The organism is Psychrobacillus sp. INOP01, assembly GCF_018140925.1.
Lineage (GTDB): Bacteria > Bacillota > Bacilli > Bacillales_A > Planococcaceae > Psychrobacillus.
This window is the reverse complement of sequence record NZ_CP073315.1, coordinates 2,303,064-2,327,161: the sequence shown is the minus strand read 5'-3', so window position 1 is coordinate 2,327,161 and position 24,098 is coordinate 2,303,064. Positions and strand designations below refer to the sequence as shown.

The 24,098-nt window shown below is 36.2% G+C and carries 23 protein-coding genes; 7 read left to right on the top strand and 16 right to left on the bottom strand.

Annotation, left to right across the window (positions count from 1 at the left end; all coding sequences use genetic code 11):
* The first annotated feature begins 39 nt into the window (after positions 1-39).
* The 3 genes from KD050_RS11810 to KD050_RS11800 all read left to right on the top strand — a co-directional run bounded on the left by KD050_RS11810 (position 40) and on the right by KD050_RS11800 (position 1,325).
* On the top strand, positions 40-732 hold the full coding sequence (locus KD050_RS11810) for a hypothetical protein (protein ID WP_211892558.1): 693 nt from the start codon (positions 40-42) through the stop codon (positions 730-732).
* Between the two features lie 79 nt (positions 733-811).
* Positions 812-1,123: a DUF3243 domain-containing protein gene (locus tag KD050_RS11805; RefSeq protein WP_211892557.1), complete on the top strand. Its 312-nt coding sequence runs from the start codon at positions 812-814 to the stop codon at positions 1,121-1,123.
* Complete coding sequence (locus KD050_RS11800; protein ID WP_211892556.1) at positions 1,116-1,325, top strand: hypothetical protein; 210 nt, start codon at positions 1,116-1,118, stop codon at positions 1,323-1,325. The genes KD050_RS11805 and KD050_RS11800 overlap by 8 nt, the downstream gene beginning before the upstream one ends.
* A gap of 61 nt (positions 1,326-1,386) precedes the next feature.
* Here KD050_RS11800 and KD050_RS11795 read toward each other — a convergent pair whose 3' ends face one another.
* The 4 genes from KD050_RS11795 to KD050_RS11780 all read right to left on the bottom strand — a co-directional run bounded on the left by KD050_RS11795 (position 1,387) and on the right by KD050_RS11780 (position 4,113).
* Positions 1,387-1,926, bottom strand: a complete 540-nt coding sequence (locus tag KD050_RS11795) for a biotin transporter BioY (protein WP_211892555.1) — start codon at positions 1,924-1,926, stop codon at positions 1,387-1,389.
* Between the two features lie 162 nt (positions 1,927-2,088).
* Complete coding sequence (locus KD050_RS11790; protein WP_211892554.1) at positions 2,089-2,475, bottom strand: DnaJ family domain-containing protein; 387 nt, start codon at positions 2,473-2,475, stop codon at positions 2,089-2,091.
* A 102-nt stretch (positions 2,476-2,577) separates the two neighbouring features.
* On the bottom strand, positions 2,578-3,021 hold the full coding sequence (locus KD050_RS11785) for a PH domain-containing protein (RefSeq protein WP_211892553.1): 444 nt from the start codon (positions 3,019-3,021) through the stop codon (positions 2,578-2,580).
* A 12-nt stretch (positions 3,022-3,033) separates the two neighbouring features.
* Positions 3,034-4,113, bottom strand: coding sequence for an AI-2E family transporter (locus tag KD050_RS11780; protein ID WP_211892552.1), 1,080 nt, complete (start codon positions 4,111-4,113; stop codon positions 3,034-3,036).
* A gap of 136 nt (positions 4,114-4,249) precedes the next feature.
* Between KD050_RS11780 and KD050_RS11775 the strand changes: the two genes are divergently transcribed.
* On the top strand, positions 4,250-4,693 hold the full coding sequence (locus KD050_RS11775) for an NUDIX hydrolase (protein WP_211892551.1): 444 nt from the start codon (positions 4,250-4,252) through the stop codon (positions 4,691-4,693).
* Between the two features lie 316 nt (positions 4,694-5,009).
* Here the strand turns inward: KD050_RS11775 and KD050_RS11770 are convergent, their stop codons facing one another.
* On the bottom strand, positions 5,010-6,449 hold the full coding sequence (locus tag KD050_RS11770; protein WP_211896281.1) for a DEAD/DEAH box helicase: 1,440 nt from the start codon (positions 6,447-6,449) through the stop codon (positions 5,010-5,012).
* Between the two features lie 400 nt (positions 6,450-6,849).
* Between KD050_RS11770 and KD050_RS11765 the strand changes: the two genes are divergently transcribed.
* The gene (locus tag KD050_RS11765; protein WP_090570704.1) at positions 6,850-7,071 is read left to right on the top strand and encodes a DUF2187 family protein; all 222 of its coding nucleotides are present in this window, start codon (positions 6,850-6,852) and stop codon (positions 7,069-7,071) included.
* Here the strand turns inward: KD050_RS11765 and recQ are convergent.
* Together recQ and KD050_RS11755 are read right to left on the bottom strand one after the other, a co-directional pair.
* Positions 7,056-8,822, bottom strand: a complete 1,767-nt coding sequence (gene recQ / locus KD050_RS11760; RefSeq protein WP_211892550.1) for a DNA helicase RecQ — start codon at positions 8,820-8,822, stop codon at positions 7,056-7,058. The two genes, KD050_RS11765 and recQ, sit on opposite strands and share 16 nt — an antisense overlap.
* Positions 8,823-9,006: 184 nt before the next feature.
* Positions 9,007-9,252 (bottom strand): hypothetical protein, encoded by a 246-nt coding sequence (locus KD050_RS11755; protein ID WP_211892549.1) that lies wholly within the window; start codon positions 9,250-9,252, stop codon positions 9,007-9,009.
* Between the two features lie 113 nt (positions 9,253-9,365).
* Here KD050_RS11755 and KD050_RS11750 point away from each other — a divergent pair, with 113 nt between their 5' ends.
* Positions 9,366-10,556: a class I SAM-dependent rRNA methyltransferase gene (locus KD050_RS11750; RefSeq protein WP_211896280.1), complete on the top strand. Its 1,191-nt coding sequence runs from the start codon at positions 9,366-9,368 to the stop codon at positions 10,554-10,556.
* Positions 10,557-10,683: 127 nt separating this feature from the next.
* Here KD050_RS11750 and KD050_RS11745 read toward each other — a convergent pair whose 3' ends face one another.
* Positions 10,684-12,396 (bottom strand): HD-GYP domain-containing protein, encoded by a 1,713-nt coding sequence (locus KD050_RS11745; RefSeq protein WP_211892548.1) that lies wholly within the window; start codon positions 12,394-12,396, stop codon positions 10,684-10,686.
* A gap of 248 nt (positions 12,397-12,644) precedes the next feature.
* On the opposite strand from KD050_RS11745, the gene KD050_RS11740 reads away from it, so the two are divergent.
* Entirely contained in the window at positions 12,645-15,146 is a 2,502-nt protein-coding gene (locus KD050_RS11740; protein WP_211892547.1) for a winged helix-turn-helix domain-containing protein, read from the top strand.
* Between the two features lie 42 nt (positions 15,147-15,188).
* On the opposite strand, the gene KD050_RS11735 is transcribed toward KD050_RS11740, so the two are convergent.
* The 8 genes from KD050_RS11735 to KD050_RS11700 all read right to left on the bottom strand — a co-directional run bounded on the left by KD050_RS11735 (position 15,189) and on the right by KD050_RS11700 (position 24,084).
* Positions 15,189-15,614 carry a GatB/YqeY domain-containing protein gene (locus KD050_RS11735; protein ID WP_211892546.1) on the bottom strand — a complete coding sequence of 142 codons (426 nt, stop codon included), beginning with the start codon at positions 15,612-15,614 and terminating at the stop codon, positions 15,189-15,191.
* Positions 15,615-15,876: 262 nt separating this feature from the next.
* Positions 15,877-16,383 (bottom strand): ferritin, encoded by a 507-nt coding sequence (locus tag KD050_RS11730; protein WP_211892545.1) that lies wholly within the window; start codon positions 16,381-16,383, stop codon positions 15,877-15,879.
* A 150-nt stretch (positions 16,384-16,533) separates the two neighbouring features.
* A complete protein-coding gene (locus KD050_RS11725; protein ID WP_211892544.1) occupies positions 16,534-17,355 on the bottom strand; it encodes a squalene/phytoene synthase family protein in 822 nt (273 codons plus the stop codon).
* Positions 17,356-17,624: 269 nt separating this feature from the next.
* A complete protein-coding gene (locus KD050_RS11720; RefSeq protein WP_211892543.1) occupies positions 17,625-18,815 on the bottom strand; it encodes an MFS transporter in 1,191 nt (396 codons plus the stop codon).
* A gap of 65 nt (positions 18,816-18,880) precedes the next feature.
* Complete coding sequence (locus KD050_RS11715; RefSeq protein ID WP_211892542.1) at positions 18,881-19,720, bottom strand: MerR family transcriptional regulator; 840 nt, start codon at positions 19,718-19,720, stop codon at positions 18,881-18,883.
* 234 nt (positions 19,721-19,954) lie between these two features.
* The gene (locus tag KD050_RS11710; protein WP_211892541.1) at positions 19,955-21,613 is read right to left on the bottom strand and encodes a hypothetical protein; all 1,659 of its coding nucleotides are present in this window, start codon (positions 21,611-21,613) and stop codon (positions 19,955-19,957) included.
* Positions 21,614-21,727: 114 nt separating this feature from the next.
* On the bottom strand, positions 21,728-22,957 hold the full coding sequence (locus tag KD050_RS11705) for an MFS transporter (protein WP_211892540.1): 1,230 nt from the start codon (positions 22,955-22,957) through the stop codon (positions 21,728-21,730).
* A gap of 437 nt (positions 22,958-23,394) precedes the next feature.
* Positions 23,395-24,084 carry a GNAT family N-acetyltransferase gene (locus KD050_RS11700; protein ID WP_211892539.1) on the bottom strand — a complete coding sequence of 230 codons (690 nt, stop codon included), beginning with the start codon at positions 24,082-24,084 and terminating at the stop codon, positions 23,395-23,397.
* Between the last annotated feature and the right edge of the window lie 14 nt (positions 24,085-24,098).

The window sequence follows — 24,098 nt, the reverse complement described above, 5'->3', positions numbered from 1 at the left end:
AAAGTCAACAATTTATATAAAAAAATGTATACTATATTTATGACAATCTTATCGAATGACCAAATCCAACTTTTAAATAACTATAGTGTTTATATCCAGCCGAGTGGAACAACGCTATTCAATGGAAACAATCTAGCTAGTGCACTTCCTATTATTAAGCTAATTTCTTCTGCACCTAATGATCCTATTGCTGCTTCTTTCTTTATGAGACGAGTTGGAATGTTCATCTCCATGCAGTTTTACATGATGACGATGTATGATGAAATTTGGGATGGTCCTCTAGAACAGCTGCATTTTTTTGGCACGACCGAATACGGAAATAAAACAATTAGTACTTTTATCCCTCAAGAATATTTTCGAGACGTACAAGAAAATCGCAATGTGGATGTTCAGCTTATTTGGGAGCAACAATGTTTTACTATTATTGAACAGCTTCGCTCACAATGCAGTATTTCTCCACTAACGCTTTGGGAAAATGTTTTTGGTTACTTACTATGGCATTACTATACGTTTTTTGAAAATCCAGCGTTAAAAGAAAAAGCAAGGCATGACTGGAATCTCTTAATAGATTCAACAATTTGGAACGCATTTGCTTCTAAAGAATATTTACGTTTTTATTTGAAAGACCGAAATCCCGTAGAACTCATAAATACAACTGTCAGAACCACCTGTTGCTTTTCAAAGGATATACCTGGATTGCAAAAGTGTAGTTTTTGCCCACAAGTAAAATAATTATATTGAATAAATAATGCATGTTTGCTCAATCTTTGGACATACCTAAGAAGAGTTCAATAAAAAGGAGTGAGGAAGATTGAGCAATAACATAAATGAACGTGTCGAAGCTAAGCTTAGTAGTATTGGTCAAGAAGAAAAAGAAGAAATTCTAAGTAATTTCTCTAGCTTTAAATCGTATTTATCCGGAAAAGTAGCTGCGGGCGAAAAAATGGGACTAAGTGACGAAACTTTAGCTAAAGCTACAGAAAAAGTTGCTGGTTACTTAGCCAACCACGAAGAACCACGTAACCGTGAAGAACATGTTCTTCAACAATTGTGGAAAAGCGGAGACAAGGATCAGCAACAAGCGCTTAGCCATATGCTTTTAAACATGGTTAAAAATGGCTGATATTCGCAAGGATGCAACAGGTAGGTTCCTCGACAATCCCGATGGTGTACGCACCACCAAGGAAAGCTTATTTGACATGCATGAGGACATGCAAACTGTAGATGCCCTCCCTGTCGAGGATATAAACATTGAGTTTCTTGATGAAAAAGACCACAACCACACAAAAAATCGTTCACTCAGTTCAGAACGATACCCCAAATAAGAGAAAAGCTTGCTCCCATCCACTCAGGAGCAAGCTTTTTTTATGCGACGAGCAACTACCTTTATATTAGTTTCGCCGCTACCAGTCTTGTACGAATGATAATACCTATTACCGCAGCAACAACCGCTTTCGCTAGGTCAGGAAGTACAAATGGGAGCATTCCACCTTTAAATGCTGCATTCCAGGGTAGTTCAGCCGCAACTTTTAACCAAATAGAACCAAGGATTAATATGATAAATACAGCTATTATATTTGCAATAATTGCTTGTACCTTTGAATACTGAAATGTATCTAAATACCACCCAACAAATAAAGCGGCAGGTATAATTGCTACTAAGTATCCACCTGTTGGACCAAGTATAATCCCAAATCCACCTTTCATACCAGCGAATACTGGAATTCCGATTATCCCCATCAATACATACACAGTTACTGCAAGTGTGCCATACTTAGCTCCCAATATCGTTGCGGTTAGCATTACCGCAATCGTCATTAATGTAAACGGTACTGGTGGTATATTGATCATGATTTGTGCAGCAACTGCTATGATAGCTGCAAACAATGCTGCTACAATCATCATTTTTAAACGTTCATTTCTCATAAGTAATCCCCCTAATCAAATGAGTTAACAGAAATATAAAAAAAGTTAACTCATTTATATCTTAGTAAGAAATGGTACGCTCGTCAATACAAATATTTGTGGGGTATATTAACTAGCAAATAAAAATGCGTCACATCCCTGAGGAATGTGACGCAATCATTATTACCATCTACTACTTGCAGTATCTATTGTTTCTAATCTCACTGTTCCTTTTTGCATAGGTGGTGGACATGCTTTGTTATACTGCATTATTTTCTCATTCACTTTTGTTACTCTAAATTGTAAACCTTCTCTGTCAAAAGCTGCATATTTTTGGGCAATTTCATGCAATTCATCTTTTATCTCATGCTGAAGTTTTAACCAGTGTGGTTTAAATCCCGCATCCTTCGCTATTTTTTGGAAGTGTTGAAAGATGTCACCAGAGAAGTATTCCTCTGAAATCGGCTTACCTGTTCCCTTTAGATTATCCATACCACCTGTCTTGGCGTACTCTTTTAAAATTTCTCCTATCAAATCATTACTTGGCTTATTGAAGTCGTCATTATCCATTAGTGCTCCTCCTTCATGAATGATTGAGTATCTAGGAATGCTATTGAAAAATTTCTTCTATGAGAGGGATTGTCTTCTATGCGAGAGAGATCATACTCTTACCTATGCAATATGTGGTGCTTTTTCTAATAAAACATTTAAAAACTGTTCTTGATTGTCGGGAGAAATTATTATACTCCCCATTAATGAGTGATTATAGTGAATTTCCAATGCGTCCTTGGAAGACAGAATACGATATCCAGCTAATATATTGGACGATTTATTTACCTTTGTCATATCCTTATACTTTATTTTACTTCGAAAAGGACCACCTTTGACATACAAATAATCATCGTAAAAAGTGTAATGGATATCTAAGGAAATCCATATTAGGAAACCTGTACATAATAAAAACAAAGAAGTCATTATCCATATAGCAGGATATTCAGGAGAATTAGTAAAAAACAATTCGTATGCTACCGGCCACAATGTCGCTAGCGCAACAATAACCAGCGCTACTGACATGATAACAATAAATGTCCGGTCTATTTTTGAACGGAACGTCATAATTTTCCCCTCCTATACCGATTTTATAGCTGCATCCTTTATGCCCTCTCGGTGCGCATATATATTTTTTAAAATTACTTTAATCACTGCGTAGGTAGGTATGGCTAATATAATTCCCCATAATCCGGCAATATTACCAGCTGCCAAAATAACCGTAATAACCGTTAATGGATGAATATCTAGTGATTTCCCCATTACATTTGGTGTGATAAAATTACTTTCAATTTGCTGTGCTACTAGCATAATAATTGCTACATAAATCGCCAGCTTTGGCTCTTGGATAAGTGCAATTATTATCGCTGGAACAACAGAAATATACGGCCCTAAAAACGGAATTACATTCATCACCATCCCAAAGATTGCTAGTAATAAAGCATATTCTAAGCCTATTGCAAAATATCCAATCAACAGCATCAATCCAACTAAAAAACTAACAAATAATTGACCTTGAATATATGAACGTAATGTATCATCGATATCAGATAAAGTCTTACGAAGCCATTTCTTTTTCTCCCCTTTAACAAAACTAGAAACAAAGGGTGCAAACTTTTCATGATCTTTTAACATATACACTAGGAAAAACGGTACAAGTACGAGTAAGAAGATTCCTTGGAATACATTTTGAATGAATTTAAAAAGCAAGGAACCAGCTGAAACAGCTATATCGTTAATCTTTCCTGTAGCATCATTTACAGTATCTTGAAACTTATCCGGTAAAAGATCCCTTTGAGAAAGCATATATTTTGTAAATTGCTCGACTTCTTTTACAATCTCCGGTGTGTTCTTAACTAATGTATTCACCTGTTTTGTAAGAGGAGGACCAATTAGGGCATAAAATAGCCACCCAATTAGACCAATCACAACAAATACCGAAAGAATGCTTGCCCATCTCGGAAATTTGACTGACTCCAGCCAAGTTAGGAGCGGACGTGATAGATAAAAAAGAACACCACCTATAAGTAAAGGTAAAAATATCGTTTGTCCAATTATCAAAAGTGGTGAAAAAATGCCTTTGACTTCCATGAACATACGAATAATAACTAACGTCAGTAGTATGGCTACTCCTGTTTGAAACCAAAGTTTCTTTGTCATGTGATGCTCACATCCTCTATTATTAATAACTACTACTTCTACGAACATTCTAACTTAAAGTTTCAATTATTATTTCATATCGTATCATTATTAAGATACACTTTAAAACTAAATAGTAACGGAGGGACGATTTAACATGGAGTACTATAAACAACTACGAAAATATGTAGGCCATCAACCCCTTATTCTACCAGGATCTAATGTACTTATTTTGAACGATAAAGGCGAAGTATTATTGCAAGAACGAGAGCCAGATATTTACGGTCTACCTGGTGGTTTAATGGAACTCGGTGAAAGCTTCGAGGATACAGCTAGACGTGAAATATTGGAAGAAACCGGGCTTCATATAGGAGCGCTCCAGCTTTGCAAAGTCTACTCTGGTCCAGACTATTATGTCGAAAATCCAAACGGAGATACATTCTATTCAGTTTCTGCAGTTTATAAAACCTTCGAATATAGCGGTGAGATTTTTGCAGATGGAGTGGAATCCATTAGCCTTCAATTTTTTTCACCTACTCAATTGCCTGAAGGAATTATGGTGAGTTATCGTAAGTTTATTGAAGATGCTTTGCTTTTTTAGCATCTTGATATTTTTCAGAAAAACTAGGCAAAAAGATAAATACATTACCGATTGACTTTTGGGAGAGGCTGTCGTGGTTTACGCCAAGACAGTCTCTCTTTATCTGGTAACTTTATGGTGCTTGTCATAAATTTGGTTTTTACTTGCTCTCACCTATCATTTACTTGCGGCCGTAAAGAATTTACTTGCTCTAAATCGATATTTACCTGCGTTCAATTACCTTTTACATGCGGAACGAAAAATCAGCAGCATCTTAATATGAGGAACATTGGATTCAAAAAGGAAAAAAGCTTTCCATAGTTGGAAAGCCTCTTTTTTATTTATTGGCGATATGAACTTTTAGTAATTTGCCTTTGACAGTTGTATTTCTCATCTTTTTCAATACAAGCGGACCTTTGCCGTTTAATATTTCTACATAAGATACGGTGTCTTGAATTGTGATAATTCCAATATCGTCTGCAGTAACTCCTTCGATTTTAGCTATAGTTCCAACAAAATCGACTGCACGGATTTTCTTTTTCTTTCCACCATTGAAATACAGTTTTGTAATATCTGCGTTTAGTTGCTCACCTTTAGATTTTTTTACCTCCGGCTGCTCCTGCATTTTCACATCAAATGCAGCACGACCTTTTACAATTTCCTCTTTTGTTGGCTCTGATGCTGTAGGAATTTCGAAACCAATAAACGATTCGATCTCTCTGACAAACTTGTCCTCAAATGGTGTCGCGAGCATAATCGACTTACCACTTCGCCCCGCTCGCCCTGTTCTGCCTGTGCGATGTACATAGCTTTCTTGCTCCAGTGGCACATCATAATGAATAACATGTGTAATATCGTCAATATCAATCCCACGAGCTGCAACATCCGTAGCAATTAAATAACGGAATTCCCCTTTGCGGAAATCGTCCATCACCTCGAAGCGATCTTCCTGCATCATACCACCGTGAATTTTGTCAGCTGTATAACCCTTTTCATCCAGTACATCTACGAGCTGTTCTACTCGTTCCTTTGTACGACAGAAGATAATACAACTGTCTGGATTCTCGACAATTGTTAACTTCTCAAGTAACGAAAGCTTTAGTTCTTCTACTACAACATACTTCACATGTTCTATATCGGGCGCATTTTCTTCAGATGCATCAATTTCAATGGATACTGCTTGTTTCATATACTTAGTACTTAATTTTTTTATTTGGTCCGAAAGTGTCGCTGAAAATAGCATGGTCGTGCGCGCTTTTGGAAGTAATTTAATAATGGATTCAACTTGTTCTAAAAAGCCCATATTCAGCATTTCGTCTGCTTCATCAATAACAAGATACTCCATTTTAGACACATCTAGCGTTCCTTTTTCTATATGGTCTAATACTCTACCGGGCGTACCTACAATGATATGTGTTTTTTGCTTTAGAGCTAATTTTTGTCTAGCAAATGGTGATTTCCCGTATAAAGCAAGTCCTTTTATACGTTTATAACGACCGATATTTGTGATATCCTCTTGGACTTGAACTGCCAATTCTCGTGTAGGTGTTAGTACTAATGCTTGCGGTTTGTTTTCCTCCCAATCTACAAGCTCGCATAATGGCGTCGCAAAAGAAGCTGTTTTTCCACTACCTGTTTTAGATTTCACCAAGACATCCTGTTTCTCTAAAACAACTGGTATTACTTTTTGCTGTACTTCTGTTGGCTCTGTATATCCTAACTGTTCAATGGCGCGTAAAATCTTCTCATCTAACTTAAACTCTTTAAAATGCACTATACATAATCTCCTCTTACAAACTAATTTTAGTCACAACTATATCCGAATCTTCTAATGCCTTTAAAGCACATTTGTAATTTGCTTCTCTTTTTCGTCCAATACATAAGGTGTTCCGACTAAATTATCTTATGTCCCCCATTCATATTGGCTCAAAACAATTCTCTTAACCCTATCATATACGTAGTTTTATAAAAAATAAAATAAAGCAACAAAACAATTAATTACGAAACAAACCGTAAGAGCACTGACCCTCTTACGGTTTCTCCATTATGTCGAGAATATTCGACACTATACCCACATATTCGAGTATTTATAAGCTCTTTTCCGATTTTTACCCTTAATCTATGGTATAATTAAACTATCGCTAATTGCGTAATAAAACTAGAAAAGAGGCAGACGCATGAGTTTCCAACGACAACCTAAGGAAGTTTCACCCTTCGTAGCAGCTAGGAAAATTGATGAGAAGATCTCTTTCACTCGTAATGATCACGAAGTTCAAGGTACTATTTTTAAAATTTTAGAGCAATCGGTAATTGTTGAGATCTCCACCGAAGATGCTAAAAAGATTAATGTTCCTTCGAATCTTACGGTAGTATCTCATAAAAACTACACGGTAATATAATTGTGAATCTCCTCGAGAAAAGCTTGTCCATATTTTTCTCGTTTGTTTTCGCCGATTCCGTGAATTTCTAATAATTGTTCTTCGGTTTGCGGACGCTCTGCACACATATGCTGTAGAGTCTTATCTGAAAAAATAACAAATGGTGGTACACCTGCTTCGTCCGCAATTTTTTTCCGAAGTATTCTTAGTTTTTCAAACAATGGATTATTATTCGCAATTTGTTTTGTTACAGCTACGCCTTTGCGCTCCACTACTCTATTCCCCATCAGTACTTCTTTCCCTGCATCCGATACGTAAATTGTTGGTAAGCTTCCATGATTCACCGAAAGTAAACCTTCTGCAATCATAAACTCCATTAAACCAGACACTTCTTTTAATGACTTACCCTTTAATATGCCATACGTCGATAACTTCGTAAAACCAAAATCGACTACTTTTTTGTTTTGAGATCCGGTCAATACTTGTGCGGTAATTGTCTTGCCAAATCTTTGTCCCATCCGAACCACGCACGAAAGAACCATTTGAACTTCCTTTGTTACGTCTTGAACTTCCCTAGAATCTGTGCAGTTCCCACATTGACCACATCTGGTAGCACCTGACTCTCCAAAATAAGTAACAATAAACTGCTGCAGACAATTTTCAGTATGGCAATAATCCACCATCCCTTGCAGTTTCTCTAGCTCCCTGGGAATTCGTTCACGATCCATTGCTTGATCTATTAAAAATCGTTGCGTTTGAACGTCTTGGGATGCATACAAAACGACACATTCACTTGGTAAACCATCTCGTCCCGCTCTTCCGGCTTCCTGATAGTAGCTTTCCATATTCTTCGGCAGCTGATAGTGAATCACATAGCGGACATTGGATTTATCAATCCCCATACCAAATGCATTGGTTGCAACCATTACCTGCGCTTCATCTGTTAAGAAACGTTCTTGTTCCTTATTTCGAAATGCCTCTGGAAGTCCTGCATGATATTTAGCAGTCTGAATACCTGCTCTATTTAGCAAATCATATAACAGATCTACTGTTTTTCTAGTAGCAGCATAGATAATTCCTACTTCGTTCGCATTTTTTTTAATAAATTCTTTTAAAAACTTATTTTTATCCTGTCCTAATACGACCGAAAAAGCTAAATTGGACCTTGCAAATCCAGTAATAACTGTATTGTCCTCTTGAATTTGTAGCAATCGACATATATCATCTCGCACCGCTGGGGTTGCAGTAGCAGTTAAGGCGAGGACAGTTGGTTGCTCAGTAAATACTTCCTTTAATCGATGAATAGCCCGGTAGCTTGGACGGAAATCGTGACCCCATTGTGAAATACAATGCGCCTCGTCCACTGCTATTAAAGGAACCTTTACTTTTTTTAATTGATTTAAAAAGTGAGGAGATTCTAAACGCTCGGGAGCTATATAAAGTAAACGATATTGGCCATTTTGTACTTCTTCCATTGTTTTCCTTACTTCTTCTGCAGTTAATGTACTGTTTATGAAGGTTGCAGGAATCCCAGCCTGAATTAATGTATCCACCTGGTCTTTCATAAGGGAAATTAATGGAGAGATAACAATCGTAGTGCCTTCTAGCATAAGAGCGGGGATTTGGTAGCACAGAGACTTACCTCCCCCTGTAGGCATTACACAAAGGCTAGAATTCTCATCCAATACATAGTTAATAACCGTTTCTTGGCCCTCACGAAAGGAATCATATCCAAAGTAAGTTTGTAATAATTGACGTGCTTTATCTAACACTTAGGTCACTCCTGTCATTTATCCCGCATTAACGGGCAGTACTACTCTCACTTCAAGGCTCGGGCCAAGTAACAAAGCATAGGTGAGAGATAACTGCCCGTAAATGCCCGAATGGTTCAGCTAACAATCAGTGGGGGATGAAAAACCCCCGCTGTTTAAAGTTTCACTTTATTGAGAAAGCCCTCTATTTTCTACCACTATTTTTCTTATTTATCTTGTTCGCTGTATTATCATTTGGTTTCGGGTCAACTTTATCTACATCAGATCCTAGTAGAAAATAGCCAATTACGGAAGACACAATAGCTGCTCCTACAATGATAAGTATTCTATTTATAATTGTTACTTCCGAATATTCTTCTTGGCTTAAAATTATGGTAGCTAGTACTGTCACTACAATCATAATTGGCAGGATAATTTTCGACTTTTTCATAGCAAACTTCCTTCCTATGCGCATGTATAGTATATTGTACCATAAGACTATTAAGGGTTTTTACCCATACGTATGAGATAATATATAAAAAACTTATAAGGATGACTACAATGATGCGAAATGAATTAGATATCAAAGTAACTGAAGCACTTGCCCAAGATTTACAAAAAGGCGTTCCGATTTTAATGAAAGACGGCTTCCACGAAACAGAATCTCTTGAGGAAGGAAGCATTTTAAAGTTGCAAAATGCTGCTGGCAAATTTATCGGTAAAGGCTATGTCGGAAAACAAAATAAAGGGATTGGCTGGCTGTTAACGAAAAATGAAAATGAAAAAATTGATAAGTCATTTTTCCAAAAGAAAATCTCCACAGCGATCAAACATCGTGACGATTATTATCATAATACTGATACAACAGCCTTTCGTGTATTTAACGGTGAAGGGGACGGTATCGGCGGTTTGATTATTGACTATTTTGATGGGTATTATTTAATCAGTTGGTATAGTGAGGGAATTTATTCCTTTAAAGGTATGATTTTAGAGGCACTTGAAGCTTCTGTTTCTTATAAAGGAATTTATGAAAAGAAACGTTTTGATACAAAAGGACAGTATGTGGAAGACGATGATTTCGTCAAAGGTGATCGTGGGGAATTCCCTATTCTTGTAAAAGAAAATGGGCAGAACTTTGCTATTTACTTAAATGATGGGGCAATGGTTGGGGTCTTTTTAGACCAACGCGATGTTCGGAAAACAATTCGAGATAACTATTCAAAAGGAAAAACAGTACTGAATACATTCTCGTATACTGGAGCTTTTTCTGTATTTGCTGCAGCTGGTGGCGCTAAGAAAACAACCAGTGTAGATCTTGCCAAACGTAGCTTAAGTAAAACGACTGAACAATTCGAAGTAAATGGAATCGATGTAGAACAACAGGATATTATCGTGATGGATGTATTTGATTATTTTAAATATGCGAAACGGAAGGAATTATCCTTCGATATGGTAATACTCGATCCTCCTAGCTTTGCACGTTCAAAAAAGTATACGTTTAGTTCTGCTAAAGACTATACAAAGTTACTAATGGACGCTATTAATATTACAGAAAAAAACGGTGTTATTGTAGCATCTACTAATAATGCAACATTTGGGATGAAAAAGTTCAAAACGTTTGTGGAAAAAGCTTTTAAGGAGAGCAATCGAAACTACACAATCGAGGAAGAGTTTTCACTTCCAAACGATTTTAAAACTTCTCCCCTCTTTAAAGAAGGTAATTATTTGAAGGTGCTGTTTGTGAGAGCGAAATAATATCTGTGCGGGGAAGTTATGGGATAGAGAAAGTAATAAGAAAATAAGTTGAAGTCAGGAACAACGATAGCTTAAACGTTACTAATACGCCTAGTCCTGTTAGCTTATGTTACTCTATCCCTCTAGTTCACCCTCCACTATGCTCAAATACTTGGGGTTCACTATTTTCAAATAGTTCTTGATATAAATCAAGAGATTTATTTGGATTTTTCCTAATTGATTGTATAACCTTTTCTATTTTGTTAAAGGCAATATGATGAAGCTTTATATGACTTTGTTGTAAGTTCCTAAATTGCCCATTTAGTATTTCCATATTAATCATGCAGATGCTTTTCACCATACAACTAGATATTATCGCTGAAATATTTTCGAAAGTGGCTGTAGAGCGAAGAATAATTGGATAGATTTTTTCAATTTGAAATAATCCTTGCAAAAATTTTATAATTGGGTGAGAAAAATATTCCTGAGGAATAATAATAATAACAGTTTCTGTTATAGCTTTTTCTAGAGAGAGATAAAATCTTTTTTCTTCAGACATCTCTTTTAGTGATTCCATTGAATTATTAAATTCACCATCAGTTATGAAGTTTTGTTCAAACAATATTTTAACTGTATTATAAGTAGGAATTAATACTTTAGTATATACTTCTTCTAATTTCAATCCATCTATTAATTTTTCATACTCATTTTTCACTTCCATTTTATTGTCCATTAGCAAGTTTCTGATAAATATTTGAAATATATCATCCATTTTCTCGGATTCATAAGTAATCATCTTTTCAATTTTTAATTGGAAGTCATTAGGAAGAAAAAATTCAATACTATCTTTATCTATTCTACTTACCTTTGGAATCCATGGCAAAGATTCATTCACATGCTTTACCTTTGCATATGTATTATCAGATAAAAGAACTATAGAATTCTCCGGATACACTTTTAAATACTCAACAAATCTACTTAATAAAGGAATATCAAACTTGTTTACATCTCGATAAATTAGAGACAGCGTTTCCGAGGTTGAATATGCTTCTTTATAGATTCTTTTAGTGGTTAGTGCAGAGTATACGTCTACAATTTGAAGAATTTTCAATTCATTGGTAAGTTGATTCCCTACTAAGCCTTCTGGATATCCAGTACCATCCTGACGTTCATGGTGATACTTAGCATAAATAGCGATATGTCCTAAATCCATTGATTGAAGTTTTTCATATCCTCTTATTGTGTGTGATTTAATCAAACTAAATTCCTCAAAGCTCAACTTCCCATTTTGTTTTAATAGATTTTGCGGAATAAAGAGTTTTCCAATATCATGGAACAGATATCCCAATGCTAATTCTTCTAAGTTCCCTATATTTTCTTCATACGCAAATAATGTCCCTAATACAAATACATCAAACGAATGTATAAATGAATAGTAATCCCATTCCCTTAGTTGAAATAAGATACGACTATATGTAGGGTTTTTCATAATACCTAAAAATATTTTTTCTATTAAGTCCATCTCACTCTTTTTCTTTAAAATATTTCCATACCTTGATTCTCTACTAACTTGTTCCATGCTTTTTATAAAAATGTTTTTTAAGTCAGTTGTAGACAAGTCATCCTTTTCATTAAGAAAACCGTTGTTACCTACATGCAACCCATCTTCTAGTGGCACTTCCATTTTCAACTCATCTACTATTGAAATTGTCTTTACATTTCTATTTTTGAGTAATGTGATTAATCTTTTCGTTAATATCGTATCCTTTTTTATCAATAACGTATTCTCAACATAAATATCTTGACCGCTTATAGAATTAGCTTTTATGTCTTTAATATCATACGTGAAAATATTACTCATTTTGCTTTATTCCTCCTTATAGATTTAACTAATTTATAGAAATTTCACAAATGACTGTTTATTCGCCCTAAAACATAGTCTTCATTATATGGTTCTTCCATTTTGGGTACTACTGAGGAATGTTAATTGATATGACTTTTATTCTTATACTCTTCATATTTTTACAAGTATAATAGACTAAAAGATTGGTATTGCTTAATAAGCAAAAGGCTAACTAAAAAATACGGATTATTAGACGGAGGATATAAATGCAAATGGTTTGGTTAAGTTCTAAAACGACTGTGCCTCGCACTAGGAACAAAGTGGTTAAAAGAGATAGATTAAATTATTTACTTCAACATGATAGTTCCCAAAAAATAACTATTGTCCGAGCACCAGCAGGATATGGAAAGACAACCCTGCTCAGCCAGTGGTTCAATCAATCAACTGACCTAGTCGCATGGATGTCTATTGATAAGGCGGATAATGATCCTATACGCTTTTGGAAATATGTTGTACATACAGTATCCAATGTTTCACAAAGCAACATTGATAATGTGCTTTCTTCTTTGTTTAACTCACAAGAGGCTTCTGCGTTTGAATTTCTCATTGATACTTTTTTATATGAAATGAGTTTGATTCCGGAAACCATTCATATTGTAGTAGATGATTATCACTTAGTTGAAAATGATACAATCCATCAGATGATGGTTCAATTTATTGAATTTTTACCAGAAAACATACAGGTATATTTAACGAGTAGAACGGATTTACCTCTTCCAATCGCTAAATGGCGTGTGAAGTCATGGCTTAGAGAAATTAGCATGGAGCAATTATCCTTTACGTATGAAGAAGCTAAACTCTTCTATGAGAAAAATAACCTTCTTTCTACTGATTCGAAATTTTTACAGCATGCGTGGGAAACAACAGAGGGATGGGCAGCTGGTCTCCAATTAGCTAGCCTTGCGATGGGGAACTCTACAACAGATGATGTGGTTATGGATACCGCTCATCCATTTATAACAGAGTTCTTACTGCAAGAAATTTTGTCGAAGCTCCCAGCATCTACTCAGGATTTTCTTATCCGCACCTCTTTATTAAACACGCTTGAACCAGTCCTCTGTGATGCTCTCATGAATCGCTCGGATAGTTATGATGTTCTGGTAAGTCTTGAGAACAAAGGACTTTTCATCGCCCGTTTACATACTAGTCAGCCTGTTTTTCGCTATCATCATTTATTTGCAGAAGCTTTGCAGGTTGAACTAAGAAATCGTTATTCCCAGGAGTTAGTAACTTCGATTGTTAGAGAAGTTGCAACTCTATTACGGGACCAGGGAGATTTTATCACCGCTATTGAATTAGCTTTAAACGAACAGGACTATGAATTGGCAGAATCATGGATCACAGCACATCTTGTTGAATTATTTACCTCAGGTCAAACCTCTACTTTCATGCGTTGGGTGCAAATATTCCGTTTCAACAACCATCCTGTTCCTTATGAGATGCTGGTCATGGATATTATCGCATTGATATCTCTACAGGAAATAGAAGAAGCAAGTCAGCTCATGACCGAATTAGAATATCGACAGTTGACAGAACAATGGATGGATAAAAGTGAATATCAAGGGATCGTGAGTATCTATGAAAATGTAAAAGCATATGCTCTATTTGGAATGGGCGAAGATCTTGAAAAAATAGAAAGTATTATTCAAGGGCGGTTAGAGAAGGGTATCGTTAGCTCTAGATGGGATAATGTTCCGATGCGATTTAACTTGTTTGAACACAAGATTTTACGCACGAGTATAGGAGCGAAAGGTAAACTTGTTTCGTTGGAAAAAGCAATTCCATTTGCCAACCTATTCCGTGAAACCGAATATAATCAAAGTGTTACTGCTTTTAGTTACGGTACGTCTGCAGAAACGTTATATGAAAAGGGTTATATAGAGGCAGCATGGTCGGAAATGGAATTGGCCATTAAATATGGGCATCAGTTTAAAGACCCAGGGTTATTTATCCCTATGTATATATTAAAAAGTCATTTTTATGCGATGAAAGGACAATTTGTTGCAGCACATTCCGTACTAGACTACGCCATAGAAATGGTGAAGGAAAAGCATTGGATCAATTCATTACATACAATGAAGGCTCGCTGTTATTTACTTGATGGAGATTTGTTGAAAGCAGACGCTGAACTTTTTAGAGCCAAATCCAAACAGCCCTTTTGGTTGTTAGTAAATGCTCGCTCCCTTACTTTAAAAGGGCAAATAGGTGAAGCGTTATCTGTTATTATCGGAGTGAAAATGAAAGCATTACAGGAGAGTCAAATCTCGACCATTATTGAAGCATCCATACTGGAAGCAGTTTGCGAAATGTCCGTTGGCAATGAAGATGCTGCACTTTCCGCATTGCATGAAGCATTAGAACATGGTGCGCAATATGAGTATGTACGAACTTTCTTAGATGAAGAAGGAATTATTCCCTTGCTTCAATTATATCTGGAAAGACGTCAAAAAAGGGAGTATCCAAATTGGAATTCAGTCGAACTTTCCTATGTAGAACAATTGGTAGAGAGTAAACTAACAAAGAGTAGTGTCCTTGATATTCTCACACCACGCGAACAAGAGGTTTTTTCATTGCTAAAGGAAGGTTCCTCTAACCGCGAAATCGCAGAACGACTCATCCTATCAGAAGGAACAGTACGCGTATACTTAACAAATATTTACAGTAAACTTGGTGTCAATTCCCGAGCAAAGGCTATTTTACTTAAGTGACAATATGAAAAAAAAGAGGACGCATTTGCGCCCTCTTTTTTCTTAAATCATGCTTTTTACTACTTTAGACATAGTTGATCCATCTGCTTTTCCTGTAAGTAACGGTTTAGCAATTTTCATTGCCTCTCCCATGTTCATGCCTTTTGTAACTCCAGCTTCAGTTAAGACCTTCACGATTTCTTCTTCAGTTAATTGTGTTGGCAAGAAGCTTGCTAGTAGTTTTAGTTTTGCATTTTCTTTTTCTATTAGATCCTCGCGATTTGCTTCTTTTGCACCTTCTAAAGCTTGGTTTGTTTGTTTCACTTCTCTATTTACGATGGCAATTTCTTCATCTGGTGTAAGGGCAGCACCTTTTTCTTTTTCCGCATTATCTAGAGCAGATTTTAGTATGGTTAATACTCCCTTAGCTAGGACATCTTTTTCTTTCATGGCGCGTTTTATTTGGTCGAAAACAATCGTTTTTAACATAATTTTTACTTCCTCTCTTTTGTACTTACTTATTTGCTAATGGTATAGAAAATAAATCGTTTAGTCTAGAATCTTTTCTCGGTCTTGGTTCTCGGATACGCCGGCCCACCAGGAATTTAGCATACCACTACAATAATTGAAGAAAAGCTCCGAGTGAACGAAGAAAACTTCAGAACACTAGAGCTTTTTAGAAAAGTGATATTAATTTATCCCGCATTTACAGGCAGACTGAATAAAGTTTCACTATATCCGAAACTATGTATTATGCTTCGTCCGGTGTGAATGTTCTGGATGCTAACTCAGAGTCTAGCATAAACATAGCATTAGAATCATTTTCAATACGTTTAATTTTATTAATTAGTGTATCAAATGACGCCTCTTCCTCTACTTGCTCATCAATGAACCATCTTAAGAATGCCATCGTTGCATGTTCACGCTCATCTAATGCAATATCAGATAGATGATAAATACGACGCGTCACTTCTTTTTCATGCTTTAAGGAAGTTTCAAAAACGTCTAGAGTCGAAGTAAATTCATTGCGCGGCTTGTCAAATCCATCAATTGTAGCTCGGTAGCCTAAGTCACTTAAAAAGTTATAAAATTTCATGGCATGGAAACGTTCTTCTTCTGCCTGGACTAAAAAGAAATTAGCAAATCCATCGTATGCTTCAGCCGTACAATAAGCGGCCGCAGCAAGGTACGTATGTGCAGAATAAAACTCAAAGTTCATTTGATCGTTTAATGCTTCATGTAAATTTTTAGACAGCATAGTAAAACTCCTCTCATATTAGAAAGATTCAATTTCCCTTCAAGTATACAACTTTATCCAATTTAAAAACAATTAATAAGTGATAATGATTATCAATCACTTAATAATTTAGAGGGGTTTCTTCTTTCTCTTGGTTTTTCAAGTATACTCTTAAACCTCTGCTTGTACTTCCTCTACAGTTTGTTCTACTTCGAATCGGGTCATTTTTTCTTTTCCGCTCTTCAGTGCTTTCAGTGTTTTGTGGGCAAGTGCAAGAGGGAGTTTACAGAATAACAATATGCTTTTTCGGTTGATACTCTTGATGTATTCATCTGCTTGCGCTAAATTGTCCTCTGCATAATCGAACATGTCTGCTCTTGTCCATCCTTCTGGGAAGAATTGTACACCACGTTCGCTATCTTCGTCCTTGTTTCGCAATATATTAACTGCTTGAAGACCACGTCCATACGCAATTGCTAAATCACGGTCAGTGTTAATGTCCGCGTTCCACTTCCATAAATCCGAAAGCATCACTCCAACAAGACCAGCTACATAATAGGTATACTCATCGAGATCTTCTTTTGTCTTCACTTGCCAGTTCTTACCTACCCATTTAGCCATACCTTCTGCCATTTCACTAGTATAGTTTTTTACAGTTTCTAATAAATCAGTCGGGCAAATCTCCAGCCAATCTCCTAGTCTTAATGAAACTGGAGGAAGAATTTCCTTAAATGGTTCTACAAGCTGTTCGTATTCTTTCTTATCAAACGTATTTTTAAGCATCTGGCTAGTAGCAAGTAATAGCTCTTGTTTCTCCTGCGATCTTAATGACTCGTGATCTTCAATCTCATCTATCGCACGCATGCATAAATAAGCAGAGGCAACCGCCTTTTTTAGTTTAGGTTCTAAAAAAGTGATTGGGATATAAAAAGTTCTACTTGTTTTCTTTAGCATGTCCATCGCTTCTTTTTGTAACTTTGCTACATCATGCACGACTAGTCCTCCGTTTCATTCAATTACGCCTCGGCGCAATTGCGTCCAGATTTTGAATTGAGCTTAGGCCTGCGTGATGCAGGTCAGGTAGCCGTTGTCGCATGGAAGCGACGCACTTAGGCTAACACCCTTTAAAAACTCTCTTCAAAATCTGTGACATCCGCCGGAGGCTTAACTTGAATCCTATACTTCTATTGTATAGGATTTTTGCCAAAAGATAAAATGACTACTATTTATGGAGAACGACAATGGTAAAAGTTACAACTGTTTTATTGTTCTACTGTTTCTTTAAATACTGTTTTTTGTTTCTTCCAAAATAACGAAATTACAAAGCTAATTGCGAGTATAATCATCGCTAATACATATGGATAATCAATATGCACGTCAAACAAAATCCCTGCAATACTTGGTCCAATAATATTTCCTATACTCGTAAATGTAGAGTTTAGTCCCCCAACAAAGCCTTGCTCATTTCCAGCTATTTTAGATAAATACGTTGTCAACGCAGGTCTCATTAAGTCAAACAACAAGAAAATCACAAAGGTAACGAGTAATATTGACCAGTAAGCAGAAACCTTAATCATCGCAAAAATGAAAATCGTTGACACACCTATACAAATTTGAACCAACCTAATTTCACCAATTTTTCCTACAACACGATCAAAGGTTAGCAATTGGAATATGATTCCGAGAACGCCACTTACAGTAATGATTAATGCAATATCCTTTGGTGTAAATCCATATTTATGATCTACAAAAAGGGAATAAACGGTTTCAAAAGCAGCTAATCCAAAGCTAGATACTAGAATGATAATCATTGGAATTAAATACATTGGTTCCAATACTTTACGAAAACTTGGTTTAACTACCTCTCCTGCCCTTTCTACACGCGCTCTTTCAGGCTCCTTCAAAATAACAAGCGAAAATACTCCTCCTAAAAATCCTAGTACCGCGGCAACAAAAAAGGGAAGTCTAGTTCCATGTTCAGCTAAAAAGCCGCCAATTCCAGGTCCGATGATAAATCCAGCACTAATTGCTGCAGCAACATAGCCCATCGCTTTTGGCCGTTCTCTTAAAGAGGTAACATCTGCTGCAAAAGCTGTCACAGCTGGCATAATGAATGCCGCACTAATTCCTCCCAAAATTCTAGAAATATATAATATCTTCACGTCTTGTCCAAGACCGAAGAGCATTTCGGATACTCCAAATATAAACATACCAATTACAATCATTTTTTTACGACCAATTGAATCTACCCATTTACCTGCAATTGGAGATATTAACAATTGCGCGAATGCGAATGCCGCTACTAAATAACCCATCGTAGAACCTTCTAAGTTCATCTCACGCATTAATGTAGGCATCACAGGAATAACTAGTCCTACACCTAAAAATACAATAAATAAGTTTACTAAAACTAAATAAATCACTTTATTTAAACCACTTCTTTGAGAAACCATGTTCAAACTCCTTATAATTCAAATTCAGCATATTTATAAAAATAAACCCTATAGTAACTATAGGGTCAAGTAGTTTGAATAGGTATTTTTAGTTCTACTAAGAATTCATCCTCTTTGGTAGCTGTATAATTTATCGGCATCCAAACATCATATACAATCGGCTCAACAACTAATTGGTGTTTCTCAATATAGTCCATCAATATCTGATAGCATGCCTCATATTCGTCGTCCTCTAAAACAAAAGAAATGCTAAGGTAGTCTCCAGCAGGTAACGTGCTAATTTCCACATCTTCGTATTTTTCTTCAAAATCCTTATTTGTCACAATATAGGTAAATAGATAATCATAGTTAATATCATTTAGGGATTCATACCTTTGGAAAGGAAAGGCTCCACCATACAATGTATCAAATATGCTTCCCTCTTCTTCTAACACCTTACTAATACGTCCATATTCCCTATTTGGAATATCATCGACTTTCATATTAGCCGTTTTGATCTTCACTATTTTCTGTGCAGGTAAATTCTTTATGCAGACAGTCATCATATTCCGCTCCAGCACGAACGCTTGTATTTGCTCTTTTTTCCGCTGTAATACCTGTTTCGTCTTATTCAGCCGTTGAAACTGTTCCTCAATCCTTTTCTCCTGATCCTCAAGATATACAACTAACTCTTCTGGCTTTAGTGTTAAGGCGGATCGAACTTCCTCAAGCGATAACCCAAGATACTTCAATGATTTTATAATATCCAAGTAATATAATTGTGTATTTTGGTAGTACCTATATTGATTGCTCGGGTTTACTTCCATGGGTTTAAACAAGTCTATCTGATCATAGTATCTTAAGGTTTGAACCGATATATTACTTAGCTTTGCTACTTCACCTATCGTCAAATAATGAATCTTCAAGTAATCCCCCCATTTTTTGTACAACTGATTTTAAGCTGTAATAAAAGCTATCCTATTGAATCTAGGATAGCTTTCATTTATCCCGCATTAACAGACAGTAAAACTCCCACTTTAGGCTTGGCCGAAGCAACAAAGCGTAAGTGGGAGATAACTGCCCGGAAAAGCCCGAATGGTTCAACTAACAATCAGTGGGGATGAAGAAAATCCCCGCTGATTTAAGTTTCACTTTATCTACTATTCAATTCCTTGAATCGTTACTTCTTTGACTGGCAAGAAAAGTTCTTCTGTATTTAAGAATGTCACTTGTACCTTATCTCCTTCTTGCATATAAACTGCAAGGGGCGCAACTTCGGAAGATACGATATAGTTTTGTTTGTTGTCTAATAGGAACGATACTTGAGTAAAGTCACCTACACGTTCCTTAAAGACACGTATAACCGTACCAGCTATCGATTTCTCCTCGGCATTGGAGCTACCGTCTACGGAGCTTCCTCCACGTTGAATCGCTGTTTTATATAGTTTTAAGGCTTCGTTTGGCGTATTCCCATATACAGAGATTTCTGGATTTGCAGCTGATACGATGAAGTAATTTTGCAAGAACCCATTAGAGTCTAACACTGGTGTTAACCAGCTAGCTTCTCCGTAAAAGTTGTACAATACAGGCATCTCGCCAGACCATTTCTTTTCGATAAATTTCTTTTCAATGATTTGTAATGCTCCTTGGGAATCCATATAAGAATCCTCTAAATTCCCTGTATAGAAAGTAGCCTCACCTGTTCGACCATCTGTTAATGAGTAGCCCAGCATCGAGTCTACTCCCTCTTTCGGACTCGTAAAGTCGGTAAAGTAATACATTTGCCCGTCTTCCCCGAATATTGGACTTACATTCGCTTCGGTTCCTTCATCTGATGGTAATCTCACATCTTTTTTACCAAATAGACTATTGATAAATCCATGTACATATTTACCAAAATAGCTATTTTGCAAGCTCACCGTTTCCGGGGATACTGCTCCATCTATAAACGTTGGTACGTCTGCAATTTCATAGGAATTTGTCTGACCTGTAGCGGGATCTACCGCCACGATTCCTTTTACTTCAAATCCATTTCGAGCAGAGATGAAACTACCATAGGATCGGATGTAATATGGTTTTCCATCCTCGTCAATTTCTAACTGAGGATCGCCATAGAAAATTTTAGTAGGATGCTTCATACGCATATGTCTTTCTAAGTTTTTATGGAAATAAGAAGATGGTGTATAGCTCATTTCTGCTTCTACAAATTTCGGATTATCCGATGAGTCGGTTGCACTCATTGTAAAATAACCCGGTGTAACGTCTCCATTCCACCACTTGAAAAGTCCCGAAAATTCTACTGGAGCAATATAAACATACTCATCTTTTACTTTTTGAATTTGTAAGTTACCTAATTCATAATAACTCGTATTTGGTACTTGCCCAAAAGCTTTTTTCATTTTATTACGTGCAAATTTTGGTGGTACGCTAGCAGGTGTCTTCGTTTCGTCAAATGCTTCAATTTCAACCTCTTGCTGCATTTCTGCCACTTTGTATTTTTCATCTGCATTCCAAAAAGACGCCGTTAACATGAAGAGAGCTAATACCAAACTCCCTAAGAACAGAATACCTTTTGCTTTTTGCTCTTTTCCTTTTGCTAATACCATCCCTGCTAATGTTGCAATAACTAGCAATGGCCATAACGCTGTCCAATTACGATCTAAGTTCGTTACATAATATATAATCGCAAGTACGATAAAAGTTAAAACCGTTAGACCAATGATGGAAGTTACCATGTCTTTTCTTTTAGCTGTCAACGGGACTACTAACAATGCGGTAAGTAACGCTGCAACTGCCGAAATAATAAATACGCTGGTCATTTTCTCAAACCCTCTCTTTTTTTCTGTCTAGTTATTTTACGGATGAGAGGGAAAATGGTTTCACAAATATATAAAAGATACGATAGCACAGCAACCACCTAGCGCTACCTCTCGCTAGGTCTTTGCTATGACGGGACAACTTTTCTCTTTTACCTTAAAACTCTTTTTCCATGATATAACTACGAAGAATAATGATGCTAATAAAATCCCACTTAACACGATAAAACAATAAATAATGAGGTCTGAGGATACCATTTCGGTAAATAGTGCAAGTAGTAGAATTCTTATTAAGAGGCCTAATGTACGAAACAAACTATCGACCCTCCCTATTATGTTGTTAGGAATATGGTCCATTAAGAAAGAGTTTCTAGCAACCCTAGTACTGCTATTACCTATCGCTAAAAACAACATTAATGATAGATATACCGGTAAATTAACGAAGACAATTAATGATATAGCAATCGTATAAACACATACTCCTAAGATAATCGTCTTTTCATTTCCAAATTTACTTGATAATGTCGGTACGAATACCCCTGCAATTATAGCTCCTATTGCATAAATCATTCCTTCAATTCCATAGACGCTTGCGTCCGCTTCAAGTACATCCACTAAATAGACAGGAAATAAATAATTCGTTAGCATCACTCCAATGAAAGGCATGAAAGAAAATAATAAAAAAATAAACACGGAAGGGCGTGCCATCATATATCTAAGTCCTTCGCTTACTTGCGATTTAACGACTTTTCCTGTTTTTTCAATCGATAATCTCACATACGGTAACTTCAAGTAAAAATAGATGGCAGCACCGTAAGATATCGTATCTAGCAATAAAATGTAGTGTAAATCCCATTTTAATAATAAGATACTAGCTAAAGCACCCGCAATCATACTAGAAAGCTGCCCCTGCACTTCCATCGTTCCATTTAGTGATTTATATTGGTCCTTCGTAAATATTTCTTGATTTAAAGCAAACATCGTTGGATAAAAAATGGTGTAATATAAACTACCGATCATATAAATAATAATATAATGCCAAATTTCATATGATAAACCGATAAAACCTATTATAGAAAACATAAACAATAGAACAAAACATATGATTTCACTTACTATTAATAGCTTCTTTCGAGATACGCTATCTACTAGATTTCCTATAAATGGTGTAAGGATAAAACTCAATATGGTCATACCGATCGTTATATAGCCAAATACCTTATTACCGTTTTCACTTGATACAAGCATCCATGGAATCGCAATCATCGTTATTCCAGAACCAATTGAGGAAGCAATATTAGCGGATATAATGAGCCGAAATCGGGAGTCTTTGTATAGATCTTTCATTTGAAACACCCCTTAACTTATTCTTATTATTTCACTATAATTGAAAATTCATCCATTTAGTTCAGTCATAGGTCTTGAGTCTTTCTCATACATTTGACGGAAGAAATTGATTAATCTAAAACGTGAGTCAATTTCGTAATAAAGTAATTTGTAGTAAAATCGGAACAAAGTTGATTGGAGCGCAAGGAAGGACGCTTTCCGTGGGCTTGGCTTCAATCTCCTCGTCACTTCGTTCTTGCAGCGCTTTCAGCTCGTACTGTTCCCACTGGAGTCGCCGCCTTGCGCTACAATCAATGAAATCCAATTTAAATAAAGGAATAATCGAATGTAAAACAATACGAATGTTCGCTTACATTATTGAAATGAGTAATTATGAAATTGAATAACGTAAAAATAAAAAAACACTCAGTGAATTTAACTCACCGAGTGTCCTTGGTCTAGATGTATGTTCCTTTTTCTTCAAAAACAACATACCAGTTGTTCTCTTTTTGTAGAATAGCTGTAGCGATCCAACCATCCGCAATTAGCTGTTGCTGTTTTTCAATAGCATCCATAGGGATTTCTAAAAGCTTATCTTCACTAATACGATCCACATGAATTTTTTTATAAAATACGTATCGTAGCATGCCCCCGTATTTCTTTTTTAATGCGCCTATTACCATTCCTTGGCTTAGCTTGTCCTTTAAGCTAGCAATGTTGAATGGTGCAACCGTTGCACATACATGTGTATATGGTGATGCGTCTAGGAGCTCCATGACAATAACCCCAAGTTTCTTTTGCAAACCAAACCCACGATAATCAGGATGAACATTCGTGATTTCTTGATAGACTACCTTCTCAAGCTGCTCTGGAGAAAGACCAATATCATATCCTAAGTGGTGATCATCAATTGGTGGTAATGCCAAGGCTCGGAAGGCGATTAGTTCATTGTCTACGAATGCTCCAATCATTAAGTTATGAGCTATCGAATCCTCAAATTCTTCTATTGTTAGTGGAGATAAGAAGTTCTCATCTTCCATTGATCGTAAAACGATATGCTGTAAACGTAAAATACTATCCAGATGCTCTAGTGTCAATTCATGGACAACATATTCTTTCTCTCCAAGCTTACCTTTCCATTCTTTCATGCAAACACTTCCTC

Coding starts and splice junctions, on each gene's coding strand:
- KD050_RS11795 (WP_211892555.1), bottom strand. CDS start 1,926: ATGAGAAATGAACGTTTAAAAATGATGATTGTAGCAGCATTGTTTGCA.
- KD050_RS11745 (WP_211892548.1), bottom strand. CDS start 12,396: ATGAGTAATATTTTCACGTATGATATTAAAGACATAAAAGCTAATTCT.
- KD050_RS11735 (WP_211892546.1), bottom strand. CDS start 15,614: ATGTTAAAAACGATTGTTTTCGACCAAATAAAACGCGCCATGAAAGAA.
- KD050_RS11810 (WP_211892558.1), top strand. CDS start 40: ATGACAATCTTATCGAATGACCAAATCCAACTTTTAAATAACTATAGT.
- KD050_RS11740 (WP_211892547.1), top strand. CDS start 12,645: ATGCAAATGGTTTGGTTAAGTTCTAAAACGACTGTGCCTCGCACTAGG.
- KD050_RS11800 (WP_211892556.1), top strand. CDS start 1,116: ATGGCTGATATTCGCAAGGATGCAACAGGTAGGTTCCTCGACAATCCC.
- KD050_RS11775 (WP_211892551.1), top strand. CDS start 4,250: ATGGAGTACTATAAACAACTACGAAAATATGTAGGCCATCAACCCCTT.
- KD050_RS11705 (WP_211892540.1), bottom strand. CDS start 22,957: ATGAAAGATCTATACAAAGACTCCCGATTTCGGCTCATTATATCCGCT.
- KD050_RS11720 (WP_211892543.1), bottom strand. CDS start 18,815: ATGGTTTCTCAAAGAAGTGGTTTAAATAAAGTGATTTATTTAGTTTTA.
- KD050_RS11765 (WP_090570704.1), top strand. CDS start 6,850: ATGAGTTTCCAACGACAACCTAAGGAAGTTTCACCCTTCGTAGCAGCT.
- KD050_RS11700 (WP_211892539.1), bottom strand. CDS start 24,084: ATGAAAGAATGGAAAGGTAAGCTTGGAGAGAAAGAATATGTTGTCCAT.
- KD050_RS11780 (WP_211892552.1), bottom strand. CDS start 4,113: ATGACAAAGAAACTTTGGTTTCAAACAGGAGTAGCCATACTACTGACG.
- KD050_RS11710 (WP_211892541.1), bottom strand. CDS start 21,613: ATGACCAGCGTATTTATTATTTCGGCAGTTGCAGCGTTACTTACCGCA.
- KD050_RS11730 (WP_211892545.1), bottom strand. CDS start 16,383: ATGCTGTCTAAAAATTTACATGAAGCATTAAACGATCAAATGAACTTT.
- KD050_RS11790 (WP_211892554.1), bottom strand. CDS start 2,475: ATGGATAATGACGACTTCAATAAGCCAAGTAATGATTTGATAGGAGAA.
- KD050_RS11755 (WP_211892549.1), bottom strand. CDS start 9,252: ATGAAAAAGTCGAAAATTATCCTGCCAATTATGATTGTAGTGACAGTA.
- KD050_RS11750 (WP_211896280.1), top strand. CDS start 9,366: ATGCGAAATGAATTAGATATCAAAGTAACTGAAGCACTTGCCCAAGAT.
- KD050_RS11785 (WP_211892553.1), bottom strand. CDS start 3,021: ATGACGTTCCGTTCAAAAATAGACCGGACATTTATTGTTATCATGTCA.